The organism is Microvirga vignae, from assembly GCF_001017175.1.
Lineage (GTDB): Bacteria > Pseudomonadota > Alphaproteobacteria > Rhizobiales > Beijerinckiaceae > Microvirga > Microvirga vignae.
Map to the genome: position 1 here is coordinate 209,256 of NZ_LCYG01000042.1, position 12,473 is coordinate 221,728.

Below are 12,473 nucleotides of genomic sequence, written 5' to 3' on the forward strand. Positions count from 1 at the left end.
CTTAAGCCTTGGTGACGCGCATGGCGCCTTCGCCGCGCCAATGGCCGATGGACGTGACGAGGGCGTCGCTCGCCTTGCCATTCGCGATGAGGCCTGCTGCCAGCGCGACGCCCGCCGGGGCCTGCGCCTCCATGGTATGGCCGATCACGTCGCCGCTCGCATGAACCGGAGCGCCCGGAGCGATGTCCTTGAGAGCCGCGAGCTCTTCTTCCGTGATGCCCTTCACGCCTGTCGCGCCGGAAATCACCACGTCGGGCTTTCCATCGAGCTGCTTGGAAAGGCCATGGAGCGCCTGTTCGACACTGCCCGGCTTACGGCGCGAGCGGCCGGAGGCAACGCCCGAAAGCACGGCCAGCGGCTCTGCGCCGCGTGCCTGAGCGTGTTCGCGGGATTCGAGCACAAGGAAGCAGGCCGCGGAACCGAGAATCATGCCACCGCCGTCAGCGGGGCGGCTCAAGACCGGCGCATAGGGCTTCTTCCAGAGAAAGCCACCCATCTCGTAGATCAGCAGCACGTCGGGCCGCTCGGCATTGTAGGCGCCGCCGACAAGGAAGATGTCGTCCTGGCCCGCCGCAATGCGCTCCTTGGCGATGCGGATCGCATCGACGCCGCTCGATTCCTCGCCCATGAAGGTGCGCGATCCGCCCGTAACGCCATGGACGATGGAAATATTGCCCGCGAGCAGATTGGAGAGCTGCGCCAGGAAGAGCGTGGGGCGCAGGTCGCCCATCAGGTGCTCGTTGAGGAACACGCCCGGGTTCTCGGCACTGCGAAGTCCCGTGAGAATCTGCCCGTCGACCGCATAATCGCGCTCACCGCCGCCGGCCGCCACGATGAGCTGCATACGGTTTTTGAGCTCCGCATCCTCCTTCGCGCCAGCAGAGTCGAGGGCGAGGCCTGCGGCATAGCAGCCGAGCTTCTGCCAGGCTTCCATCTGCCGCTGGTCGGATTTCTTCGGAATCTGGCGATCCCATTCGGGCGCCGTGACGGGATGGACCGCGTAAGGCGCGAAGGTCTCGGCATCGGTCTTCGGTGCGCCCGAGAGCGCAGCGAGATGCACGTCCAGGCCCTCGCCTGTACAGGAGACGATACCAATTCCGGTGATGACGACGTCACGCATTAGACCGTCTCCTCCAACAGGCCAATGCGCTTGGCTTGCGCGCGCATCTGGCCGTCCATGCCTTCGGGGAAGGGCATGATCCTAAACCTCAGCTCAGCATCGCAGATCGGCTTGCCCCCGGCCAAGATCTTGGCCTTCGTCACCGCATAGCCCGAGCCTTCGTGCTCCAGCTGCGCCTGGACGGTGAGCACCGTGCCCGGGCCGACGAAGGTGCGGAAGCGCGCCTTGTCCACGGCCATGAGGAACGGCATGTGAGTAAAGCCCATGAGCCCCAGCACGAGATAACCGGAGGCCTGGGCCATGGTCTCGGTGAGAAGAACGCCGGGGACGAGGGGATGGCCCGGGAAATGGCCCTCGAAGACGGGGCTTTCCATGGGAACGGTGGAAGTCATCTCGATCCGCTTGTTCTCGCGGTCGAGCGCCACCACCCGGTCGATCATTTCAAAATACTCGAGGCGCATCCCGATCCTGGGTCCTATCGCTCCCGGCGGGTGGAACAGGAAAAGGAATCCATGAGGCAGGGCTCTAGAATGGATCGCCTCTCCGGACAGGCCTTTGGAACCTGCCCGCCGGGAAGAGTTTTGGATTTTAAGCCTGCTTGGCGGCCACGAGCGCGTCGATACGCGCCACGAGGTTCTTGAGAACAAAGTATTCCTCGGCCGGAGCCTTGCCCTCGTTCACTTCCTGGGTCCACTGCTCGAGGGGCAGCTTGATCCCGAAGGCCTTGTCGATGGCAAAGGCGATGTCGAGGAAGGCGAGCGAGTCGATGCCCAGGTCCTCGATGGCATGGCTCTCGGGCGTGATCTGATCGCGCGGGATGTCGGCGGTCTCTGAAATGATGCCGGCGACGGTCTCGAAGGTGGACGACATGACGCCGCTCTCCTGAAATGCTGCTCTCAACGATTCCGCCGCTGCCGGACCGTTAAGGGCCCAGATCCCAGCCGCTCTTCTCGTCAAGGAGGGTTGTATTGGAACGCCCCCCCTTACACGACGGTGGGCTCAGCGGCAACAGATTGGTTGCATTTCAGGCATCTTCAGGGCAGGGCGCGAGGTGGAACCTGCGGCAGGGGTCAAAAGGATGGCTGATTGATTAATCGGCTGCCATGGTCAATAAGGGCCGCCTCACGGTCCAAAGGACCCTGGTTTTCTCTTTAAAAGCGAACGCTTAAGACTGGATCAACGTGCTCAACAGGTTCCGCAGACCTGCCGTTCGCCGTGCCCGACGCATGGCCCGCATCGCCCGGTGGAACAGACCCATCGAGGGCACTTTCGGCCGTCTGCGCGCCTGGATCAACATGTTGCTCATCGATCATGGCGTGCTCCGCCTGATCTATCTGAACAAGCACAGGGTTTCGGAGCAGGTGTGGCGCACGGCCCAGCCCGCGCCGCACCAGATCGAGTTGCTCGCCAAGGAAGGTGTGCGCACCATCATCAACCTGCGCGGCGGGCGCGAGCACGGCTCCTGGCAGCTCCAGAAGGAGACCTGCGACCGGCTTGGCATCGAGCTGGTCGAGTTCGTCGTCCGCTCCCGCGGCGCACCGGACCGCAAAACCCTGCTCAGTGCCAAGGACTTCTTCGACAGCGTGGAATATCCGGCGGTGATGCACTGCAAGTCCGGCGCGGACCGGGCCGGATTCATGGCGGCGCTCTATCTCATCCTGCAAGAGGGCCGGAGCGTGGACGAGGCCCAGAGCCAACTCCACGTCCGCTACGGCCATTTCCGCTTCTCGAAGACCGGCATCCTCGATGCCTTCTTCGACATGTACCGCCGTGAGGGCGAGGCCAAGGGCATGTCCTTTCTGACCTGGCTCGAAACCTCTTACGACGCCAAGGCCCTGGAACAGGAATTCCGACCCGGCTTCTGGTCGACCCTCCTGGTCGACCTGATCATGCGGCGGGAGTAGCCATCTCACTCGGCGTCATCACCGGCCTTGTGCCGGTGATCCCAATCCATCAAGCGCCGCGCTCTTCTTACCGGGATGGCCGGGACAAGCCTGGCCATGACCGACATGGGTTGCTTCTGGGCGAACTGCCGAAGATCAGGAAACAGCCAAACTCATCTCGATGTCCTCCGACAGCTGCAGGCGGTGCAGGCGGGCATAGGTACCCCCCTTCGCGATCAGGGCCTCGTGCGGCCCCATTTCCACGATGCGTCCGGCCTCCATCACGACGATCCTGTCCGCATCGCGCACGGTCGAGAGACGATGGGCAATGACAAGGGTCGTACGGCCCTTCATGAGCTTCGCGATGGCATCCTGAACCAGGCGCTCGGATTCCGAATCGAGGGCGCTCGTCGCCTCGTCCAGCAGGAGGATCGGCGCATTCTTGAGGAAGGCGCGTGCCAGGGAGATGCGCTGGCGCTCACCGCCCGAAAGACGCCCGCCGCCGGTGCCGACGATGGTGTCGTAGCCCATGGGCTGCTTCATAATGAAGTCGTGTGCCGCCGCAGCCTCTGCGGCTTTCACGATCTCCGCCTCGGAAGCGCCCGGGCGACCGAAGGCGATGTTGGCGCGGATGGTATCGTCGAAGAGCACCACGTCTTGGCTCACGACTGCGATGGCCTGACGCAGGCTCGCCAGCGTCACGTCGCGGATGTCCTGCCCGTCGATGAGGATCGCGCCGCCGTTCACGTCGTAAAGACGCGGCACGAGGGACAGCAGCGTCGATTTGCCGGAGCCGGAGCGGCCCACCAGTGCCGTGGTGCGACCAGCCTCGGCGACCAGATCGATGTGATCGATAGCTGTTGCGCCGCCATGGTAGGAGAAGGACAGATCAGAGAAGCGGACCTCGCCGCCTTTCAGCACGAGCGGCTTGGCATCCGGCTTGTCCTGGATCTTCGGGGCCTCGTCCATGATGGTGAAGGTACGATGGAGAGCGGCGGCCGCCTCCTGCAGGATGGCGTGGAGATTGCCGAGCGCCCGAATCGGCTGGGCGGCGATCAGCAGGGCACTGACGAAACCGGTGAAATCGCCCACTGTGCTGTTCTGGGACAGGATGCGCTGGCCGATCAGCACCAGGACCGCAGCCACCGCCACGCCGCCGCCCACTTCGAGCAGCGGATCGAGCCGCCCACGGGCATTGGCGCCCTTCATCCTGAGACGGCGGATTTCGTCAAACGTTTTGGCAGCCTTGGCCTTGAGATAGCCCTCAAGCCTGTAAGTCTTGGCGAAGCGCGAGCCCGCCAGGCTCTCGGTGATGAGGCCTGCCATCTGGCCCGTCTGCTCCTGCGTGGATGCGGCGACGCGGCGCAGCTTGCGGCCGATCTTCTCTACCGGATAGACGAAGAAGGGCACGGTAAGGCCCGCCACCAGCGCCATCATCGGGTCGATCCAGATCATCGCGCCGACCAGCGCGAGAACGGTCGTGACCTCGCGCAGGAACACGGTGGACAGGCGGGTGAGCGCCTCTTTGATGAAGACAAAATCCGTGGTGAAGCGCTGGGTGAGCGCGGCCGGGCTCTCGCGCCCGACTTGAGCGAGGTCCGCCTCGATCAGATGACCATAGAGCTTGGTCTGCATATCGGCCTCGATGCGCGTCACCACCTTGTTGGTGAGCACGGTCAGCGCCAGCAGCGAAAAGCCTTTCACGGAAGTCACCGCAATCACGAAGAGCGGACCGAGATAGATCGCCGCCACGTCCTTCGTGTCGAAGGCATCGAAAGCCGCCTTGATGAGCACCGGGTAAAGCCCGGTTGAGCCCGCGACCAGGGCCACGAACACGAGCACGGTCAGCAGCGTCTTTGCGTGCGGGCGCATCCAGTCGCGCCAGAGGCGCCTGATCAGGGGAAGGGTCTCGCCTGTAAAAAGGCTTTTGCGGGCCATAGCGGTGCTTCAAACTCTCAGTGACAGGCCGCGAGTTACCACGCGAAGCCCGTCACCGGCAAATTCCGCTCCGTCGCACCTGAAGCATTATTGCAGCGCCACTTTGGGAAAGCTCAGCCCTTCCCTCGACACTTCCCCGTTTCTGTGGCTGAGTTCGCCTCGTTTGGAGAGGAATAGCCGTGCCCCTTGAAACCTGGCTCGCCTTTACCGCTGCGGCCGCCGTGCTGCTCGTCGTTCCGGGGCCGACCATCCTGCTGGTCGTGTCCTACGCGCTCGGACAGGGCTGGCGCACGGCTTTACCCATGGCGGTTGGCGTGGCTCTCGGGGATTTCACGGCCATGACGCTGTCGCTGCTGGGTCTTGGCGCCTTGCTTGCCGCATCGGCGACGGTTTTCACGGTCCTGAAATGGATCGGGGCCGCCTATATCGTGTGGCTCGGCATCAAGCTCTGGCGAGCGGGCGGAAGCCTCGATGTCACGCCTCGGACGGATGCCGCATCGTCCCTGAAGATGCTCGGCCACGCATGGCTCGTGACGGCTCTCAACCCGAAGGGACTCGTGTTCTTCGTGGCCTTCCTGCCGCAGTTCATCGACCCGAAGCTCGCCTTTCTGCCGCAGGTGAGCGTATGCACCGCAACCTTTCTGATTCTGGCCTTCGCGAACGTCCTCACCTATGCGCTCATCGCCTCGCGGGCCAGGCAGGCCGTCCGCAATCCACGGACGATCGGCCTCATCAACAAGGCCGGCGGCAGCTTCCTGATCGGTGCAGGGATCGCGACCGTGGCGTTGAAGGCAGGACAATCCTGAACCAGGCCCAATCCTGAACTCTGTTCTTAAGCCCTCGTCCTGAGGAGACCTTTAGGCCGTCTCGAAGGACGAGGGCGTCTCCAGTGCTGCCTGGATCATCCTTCGAGACGCAGCCTCACGGCTCTGCCTCTCGGGATGAGAAAGGGAGTGATAACCCCTCTCGGAATACTGGCGTCACACAGCCTTGAGGTATCGCATCGGACGGCCCGGTGCGATCATCTCGGCGGCGGCGATGATGCCTTGCGCATCGATGCCGAAATGGCGGTAGAGATCCCTGATCGTGCCGGTCTGGCCGAAATGCTCCACGCCGAGCGAGCGGGTGCGATGGCCCATGACGGAGCCCATCCAGGCGAGCGTCGCCGGATGACCGTCGATCACGGTGACCAGCCCGCAATGGGCCGGCACGTCGGCGAGCAGCCGTTCCACATGGCTCCTGGCGTGCACGAGGCCGCGCTCGCGGGCACGCTGCGCCGCCGTCCAGCCCGCATTGAGCCGGTCTGCCGAGGTAATCGCCAGCAGTCCGATGTCGCGACGATCCTCTGCCATCAGGCCCACCGCCTCGATGGCTTCCGGCGCGACCGCGCCCGTATAGGCGACGACGACTTGAGCATTGGGGCCAGGCTTTCTGAGCCAATAGGCGCCCGCCATGATGTCGTCGGCGAGGTCCGGCATCATCTCGCGCTGCGGCTGTTCGAGGGTGCGCGTGGACAGACGCAGGTAGACCGAGCCGCCGGTCTCGTCGCGCAGCCAGGTCTTCTCGTTCGGCTCGCCCTCGCCGTTGCGCTGCATGTAGTCGAAGGCCCAGCGCATGATGACGGCGAGTTCATCCACGAAAGCGGGCTCGAACGACGCGAGGCCGTCCTGCGCCATGCCGACCAGCGGCGTACCGATGGATTGATGCGCACCGCCCTCCGGCGCGAGCGTCACGCCGGAAGGCGTGGCGACGAGCATGAAGCGGGCATCCTGATAACACGCATAGTTCAGCGCATCCGCGCCGCGGTAGATGAACGGATCGTAGAGCGTTCCGATGGGGAGCAGCCGCTCGCCGAAGATCGAATGCGAGAGGCCCAAAGCGGAGAGCACGATGAAGAGGTTCATCTCCGCGATGCCGAGCTCCAGATGCTGGCCCTGCGGCGAGAACTCCCAATTGTAGGTCGAGGGAATCCGCTCCTTCTTGAAGGTATCGACCATACTGTTGCGGGCAAAAAGCCCGCGCCGGTTCACCCAGGCACCGAGATTGGTCGAGACCGTCACGTCCGGCGCGGTGGTGACGACGCGATCGGCGAGCGCATGGTTAGAGCGCGCGAGCTCATTGAGGATGAGGCCGAAGCCCTGCTGCGTGGACATGGACGGGTTCGTTGGGAACGAGAGCTTTTCCGGCACCGGCACTGTTGGCGCGGAATAACGCCGCCGTCCCTTCTGCACGAAGGGCACCTTTTTCAGGAATTCTTCGAGCTCTCCTTGAGGGATCTTAACACCCTCGAACTTGTCCCACTCATGGCCCGGGCGCACGCCCTGCGTCTCGCGCCAAGCCTCCATCTGTTTCGGCGTCAGAAGGCCAGAATGGTTGTCCTTGTGGCCCGCAAGCGGCAGGCCGAAGCCCTTGATGGTGTAGGCGATGAAACAGACCGGCTTGTCGTGGTGCCGCGCCTTCTCGAAGGCGTCCAGCAGGCTCGGCAAATCATGCCCGCCGAGATTGGACATGAGCCGCGCCAGTTCCTCGTCGGTCCGCTTCTCGATGAGGCGCGTGACGGGGCCCTGATCGCCGAGATCGTCGAGCAGACGCCTCCTCCATGCAGCCCCACCCTGGAAGGTGAGCGCGGAATAGAGCTGATTCGGGCAGCAATCGATCCAGGCCTTCAGCTTGTCGCCGCCGGGCTCGGCGAAAGCCTCCTTCATCAGCGATCCGTATTTCAGGATCACCACCTCCCAGCCGAAATTGCGGAACAGCGCCTCAAAGCGCTCCCACAGGCCTTCGCGGATGACGGCATCGAGGCTCTGTCGGTTGTAGTCGACGATCCACCACGTATTGCGCACGCCGTGCTTCCAGCCTTCCAGCAGCGCCTCGAAGATGTTGCCCTCGTCCATCTCCGCATCGCCGACCAGCGAGATCATGCGGCCTTCCGGATGATCCTTCGCCCAGCCATGGGCCTTCACGTAATCCTGCACGAGGCTCGCAAAAAGCGTCTGCGCGACGCCGAGACCCACGGAGCCCGTGGAGAAATCGACATCGTCCACGTCCTTGGTGCGGGAGGGATAGGATTGCGCGCCCTTGTAGCCGCGGAAATTTTCGAGCTTTTCGCGGGTCTGATTGCCGAAGAGATACTGGATCGCGTGGAAGATCGGGCTCGCATGGGGCTTTACCGCCACCCGGTCCTCCGGTCGCAGCACCGAGAAATAGAGCGCCGTCAGGATCGTGGAGAGCGAAGCCGAGGACGCCTGGTGCCCGCCGATCTTCAACCCGTCCTCGTTGGGACGCAGGTGATTGGCGTTGTGAATCGTCCAGGTCGAAAGCCAGAGCACCTTGCGCTCGAGTTCCTGAAGACAAGCAAGACGCCGTGCGTCGACCATCGTATCCTCCAAGGTTTGCCCCAGATGCCGCAGATCTCCCCTCGATCGAGGCCGAAACAGGATGGCATCAGGCATTATTGGTGTTCAACCGTTATCAGAGGGCGCTCCCCGCTGCCACCGCGACGGAAGGTGCAGAGGCTCTCATGCGTCCTCCGCCTCTTCCTCCCCAAAATCCCCGTTGAGCCGGAGACCGTCAATCCAGGTTTCACCCTTTCTCTTGACGACCCGTCGCGGTGAGACCCCGCCATAGCGTGCAATGGCGTCGGCAAGCGGCTCGGAATGGGTCACCAGCCAGACCTGCGTGCGTTTCGAGGCCGCTACGATCATGCGCGCGAGCGGTTCGAGCAGATCGGGATGCAGGCTCGTCTCGGGCTCATTCAGGGCAATGAAAGGCGGGAGACGATAGGAGAGAAGCGCTCCGGCGAGCGCCAGGAAATGCAGCGTGCCATCGGATAATTCGGAGGGCTCGAAGACGCGCTTCGGAAAGTCGGGGAAGATCACGCCAAAGGTGGCATGCCGGTCGGGAGCCGGAATGACGAGGCGTGCTCCGGGAAAGGCATCGTCGAAGGCCCTATCCAGGTCCACCGTATCTTCCCGGATATGGGCCAAGGTCGCGAAGACCGCTGCAAGGTTGGAGCCGTCGGAGGCGAGCGTCGGCGAGGTCACCGCAAGGCAGGGCTGGCGGAGAGCGGATCCAGCATCGGTGCGGAAATCATGAAAGAACCGCCATTCGAGCATCGTGCGGCGGGCCAGGTGCAAATCGGGAAAAGCGGCCGCATCCTGCAATGAGCCGAGAGCTGTCTCGGAAGGCAAAATCTCGCTGCCCAAGGGGCGCTTCAGTCCCTCCTCGTCCAGGCAATGCCCTCGTGGGCCCCGCCTCTCTAGAAGTGTCTTCGAACGTTTGCACGCTTCATAGACAAGAGTTTCCGCCTTGATCTGGGGCTCAAGCTGAAAACCCGCACCCAATAATTCGACCAGCCCTGTCTCGACATTGTAATCAAGATTATAGTCGCCGGTCCCCTCTCCCGACAGGCGGACCCCGAGGCGCACTCGCACTGGATCCCTGGCGCTGCGCTGGCCCGCCCAATAAACGGCGTCGAAACCACCTTCTGCCGCGAGGTCGCGGGTGAGCGCTCCGGTGGCGGCCGATTGCAGGAGCTGGAGCGAGCGGTAGAGGTTCGTCTTTCCCGTTCCGTTCGCGCCTACGAAGACGGACAGAGGCTCGACGGGAAAGCGGATGTGCCTGAGGGAGCGATATCCTGCGGCAAAAACTTCTTTGATCACGAGCATGAGGTGGACACATCACAATTGAGCATGTGACCTTATCCGGTCCAAACGCCAGCCGCAAAAACGAAAAGCCCGCCTGGCGGCGGGCCTTCGTGAAACCCTCAAACTGAGAGAATTGGAGCGGGCGAAGGGATTCGAACCCTCGACCCCAACCTTGGCAAGGTTGTGCTCTACCCCTGAGCTACACCCGCGCTCCGCAATGCCGAGGCATCGTTGCGAGGCCGCTGATTTGCCCCAAAACGATTCACATTGCAAGGGGTTTTCGCCAAACTTTTTGACGCGGCGCTTGAGCCTGCTTTCCCGGGCCGGTAGAAGCCTGGGGCACGTTGGAGTTTCAAGAAAGTTCTTTCCCCTTGCCTCATCTCTCTCCCAAAGAACTCCTGGACCGCCTGGACGCGCTCGGCATTCCGTCCGAAACGGTGGAGCACGAGCCCGTCTTCACGGTGGCCCAATCGAAGTCCGTCAAGGAGCAGGTCCCGGGAGCCCATTCCAAGAACCTGTTCGTGAAGGACAAGAAGGGGCGCTTCTTCCTCATCTCTGCCAAACACGACACCGCCATCGACCTCAAGCGCACTCATGAGGCCATCGGCGCCTCGGGCCGCCTGTCCTTCGGCTCCGCCGAGCAGCTGCGCACCATGCTCGGCGTCGAACCCGGCTCCGTCACCGCTTTCGCGGTGGTGAACGATACGGACGGCAAGGTGACGATGGTGCTCGATGCCAACCTCATGGAGCATGAGCGGGTGAACTTTCATCCGCTGGTCAATTCCATGACCACCGGCGTCTCGCGGGAGGATCTGGTGAAGTTTCTTCGCGCAACGGGCCACGACCCGCTGATTCTTCGCCTGCCGGAGCCGCCTGCGGAATTGCCAGAGAGTGCTTAAGCTCCCATCTAGGCCAAAAGCTTCTTCTCACGATGAGCCCTTCGAGGATCGCATGTTGACCGATAACCCCTCCCCTGGAATGCCGTCCGACGATCTCGTGAAGGACACCACCACCGCCAATTTCCGCCAGGACGTGTTGACCGAATCGATGAACCAGCCGGTGCTGGTCGATTTCTGGGCGCCCTGGTGCGGCCCCTGCAAACAGCTCACCCCGGTTCTGGAAAAGGTCGTGCGGGCTGCCGGCGGCAAGGTGAAGCTCGTGAAGATGAACATCGACGAGCATCCGCAGATCGCGGGCCAGCTCGGCGTGCAATCGATTCCCGCCGTTTTCGCCTTCCAGCGCGGCCAGCCGGTGGACGGCTTCATGGGCGCCCTGCCGGAAAGCCAGCTGAAAGGTTTCATCGAGCGTCTCGTTGGCCCCTTGGGCCCGGGCGCGGTGGAAGAAACTCTGGCCGAGGCGGACCAGCTCGTGGCCGCCGGCGACATGGCAGGCGCGGCCGAGCTCTATGCCGCCGTTCTCTCGCAGGATCCCGAGAACACCACGGCGCTCGCCGCCCTCGTGAAGCTCCATGTGGAGGTGGGCGATCTGGAGGGCGCCAAGCGCTTCCTCGCCATGGCGCCTGCTGCCAAGGCGAGCGATCCGGTGATGGCGGGCGCGCGCGCTGCCGTGGAGCTCGCCGAACAGGCGGGCTCGCTCGGCGATATGGCCGAGCTTCAGCGCAAGGTCGAGGCGGATCCGCTCGATCATCAGGCGCGATTCGACCTCGCGGTTGCGTTGAATGCCCGCGGAAAGCGCGAGGAAGCGGTCAATCACCTCCTTGAAATCGTTCGCCGCGACCGCAATTGGAACGACGACGGCGCACGCAAGCAGCTCGTTCAGTTCTTCGAGGCCTGGGGCCCGATGGACGAGATGACCATTGCGGGGCGGCGGAGGCTCTCTTCGCTTCTGTTCGCCTGACGCCTCTGAACGCCAACGGAGAGATCGGCATGGGAATGAACGCGGTATACCGGGGGCCGGACGATTGCCCATCGGTCATCGCCGTCTTTCCCCTGCCCGGCGCGCTGCTTCTGCCGCGCGGGCAGATGCCGCTCAACATCTTCGAGCCGCGCTACATCGCCATGGTGGATCAGGCGCTCAGGACCGACCGCGTGATCGGCATGATCCAGCCGGATGCCGACAGCGATCCCCATTCCATCATCCCGAAGCTCTATTCCGTCGGCTGCGCGGGCCGCATCACGCAATTCGCCGAAACAGGTGACGGCCGCTATCTCATCACGCTGATCGGCATCTCGCGCTTTCGCGTGGAGGAGGAGTTGCCGCCCATCGATTCCTTCCGCCGCTGTCGCGTGACCTTCGAGCCCTTCGTGAACGATTTCACCGCGCGTGCCGGAGAAACGGAGGTCGACCGTGCCGGCGTCGTGAAGGCCCTGCGCGATTTCGTCGATGCGGCGCATGTGAAGGTGGATTGGCGTGGCATCGAGGAAGCCCCCAACGAGGCACTCGTGAATGCCTTATGCATGATGAGCCCCTTCGGCATCCGTGAGAAACAAGCGCTTCTCGAAGCGCCAGATTTGAAAACCCGTGCGGAAGTTCTCATCGCGCTGACCGAAATCGAACTGGCGCGTGGCGGCGTCAGCTCCGACTCGACGCTGCAATAGGATAGATCATGTCTGCAGAGATAGGTGTTTCACCCCAAGCCGACGCTCCCCAGCCTGTGGAGGCGACGCGCATCGACCCGAAGCTCCTCGAGCTTCTCGTCTGTCCACTGACCAAGGAAACGCTGGAATACGACGCCAAGCGCCAGGAGCTCATCAGCCGCCGCGCGAAGCTCGCCTACCCGATCCGCGACGGCATCCCGATCATGCTGCCGGAAGAGGCCCGGCAGCTGACGGATTGAAAGTAAGAATGCTTGTAATGGCCGGGCTCGTCTCGGCCGTCCACGCCTTTCGACACGGGTAAGGCGTGGATCCCCGGAACAAGTCCGGG

12 protein-coding genes and 1 tRNA gene are annotated in these 12,473 nt (G+C 63.2%); 6 read left to right on the top strand and 7 right to left on the bottom strand.

Going from position 1 to position 12,473, the window contains the following annotated elements; all coding sequences use genetic code 11:
- Position 1: 1 nt before the first annotated feature.
- The 3 genes from AA309_RS16995 to AA309_RS17005 all read right to left on the bottom strand — a co-directional run bounded on the left by AA309_RS16995 (position 2) and on the right by AA309_RS17005 (position 1,990).
- Positions 2–1,120: a beta-ketoacyl-ACP synthase gene (locus AA309_RS16995; RefSeq protein WP_047190188.1), complete on the bottom strand. Its 1,119-nt coding sequence runs from the start codon at positions 1,118–1,120 to the stop codon at positions 2–4.
- Positions 1,120–1,581 (bottom strand): 3-hydroxyacyl-ACP dehydratase FabZ family protein, encoded by a 462-nt coding sequence (locus tag AA309_RS17000; RefSeq protein WP_047190189.1) that lies wholly within the window; start codon positions 1,579–1,581, stop codon positions 1,120–1,122. Before AA309_RS17000 ends, AA309_RS16995 begins: the two co-directional genes overlap by 1 nt.
- 127 nt (positions 1,582–1,708) lie before the next feature.
- The gene (locus AA309_RS17005; RefSeq protein WP_047190190.1) at positions 1,709–1,990 is read right to left on the bottom strand and encodes an acyl carrier protein; all 282 of its coding nucleotides are present in this window, start codon (positions 1,988–1,990) and stop codon (positions 1,709–1,711) included.
- Positions 1,991–2,301: 311 nt separating this feature from the next.
- Here AA309_RS17005 and AA309_RS17010 point away from each other — a divergent pair, with 311 nt between their 5' ends.
- Complete coding sequence (locus tag AA309_RS17010; protein WP_047190191.1) at positions 2,302–3,024, top strand: fused DSP-PTPase phosphatase/NAD kinase-like protein; 723 nt, start codon at positions 2,302–2,304, stop codon at positions 3,022–3,024.
- 135 nt (positions 3,025–3,159) lie between these two features.
- Here the strand turns inward: AA309_RS17010 and AA309_RS17015 are convergent, their stop codons facing one another.
- Positions 3,160–4,941 (bottom strand): ABC transporter ATP-binding protein, encoded by a 1,782-nt coding sequence (locus AA309_RS17015; RefSeq protein WP_047190192.1) that lies wholly within the window; start codon positions 4,939–4,941, stop codon positions 3,160–3,162.
- 179 nt (positions 4,942–5,120) lie between these two features.
- Here AA309_RS17015 and AA309_RS17020 point away from each other — a divergent pair, with 179 nt between their 5' ends.
- Complete coding sequence (locus AA309_RS17020; RefSeq protein ID WP_047190193.1) at positions 5,121–5,747, top strand: LysE family translocator; 627 nt, start codon at positions 5,121–5,123, stop codon at positions 5,745–5,747.
- A gap of 174 nt (positions 5,748–5,921) precedes the next feature.
- Here the strand turns inward: AA309_RS17020 and AA309_RS17025 are convergent, their stop codons facing one another.
- The 3 genes from AA309_RS17025 to AA309_RS17035 form a co-directional block, all read right to left on the bottom strand.
- Positions 5,922–8,318, bottom strand: coding sequence for a transketolase-like TK C-terminal-containing protein (locus tag AA309_RS17025; protein WP_047190194.1), 2,397 nt, complete (start codon positions 8,316–8,318; stop codon positions 5,922–5,924).
- A gap of 141 nt (positions 8,319–8,459) precedes the next feature.
- On the bottom strand, positions 8,460–9,608 hold the full coding sequence (locus AA309_RS17030) for an AAA family ATPase (RefSeq protein ID WP_047190195.1): 1,149 nt from the start codon (positions 9,606–9,608) through the stop codon (positions 8,460–8,462).
- A gap of 113 nt (positions 9,609–9,721) precedes the next feature.
- Positions 9,722–9,796 (bottom strand) — tRNA-Gly (locus tag AA309_RS17035).
- A 162-nt stretch (positions 9,797–9,958) separates the two neighbouring features.
- Between AA309_RS17035 and AA309_RS17040 the strand changes: the two genes are divergently transcribed.
- The 4 genes from AA309_RS17040 to AA309_RS17055 are packed head-to-tail and all read left to right on the top strand — an operon-like array spanning position 9,959 to position 12,384.
- Positions 9,959–10,486: a prolyl-tRNA synthetase associated domain-containing protein gene (locus AA309_RS17040; RefSeq protein WP_047190196.1), complete on the top strand. Its 528-nt coding sequence runs from the start codon at positions 9,959–9,961 to the stop codon at positions 10,484–10,486.
- Positions 10,487–10,538: 52 nt separating this feature from the next.
- Positions 10,539–11,444 carry a thioredoxin gene (trxA, locus tag AA309_RS17045; protein ID WP_047190197.1) on the top strand — a complete coding sequence of 302 codons (906 nt, stop codon included), beginning with the start codon at positions 10,539–10,541 and terminating at the stop codon, positions 11,442–11,444.
- A 29-nt stretch (positions 11,445–11,473) separates the two neighbouring features.
- On the top strand, positions 11,474–12,145 hold the full coding sequence (locus AA309_RS17050) for an LON peptidase substrate-binding domain-containing protein (protein ID WP_047190198.1): 672 nt from the start codon (positions 11,474–11,476) through the stop codon (positions 12,143–12,145).
- 8 nt (positions 12,146–12,153) lie between these two features.
- On the top strand, positions 12,154–12,384 hold the full coding sequence (locus AA309_RS17055) for a Trm112 family protein (protein ID WP_047190199.1): 231 nt from the start codon (positions 12,154–12,156) through the stop codon (positions 12,382–12,384).
- Positions 12,385–12,473 lie beyond the last annotated feature (89 nt).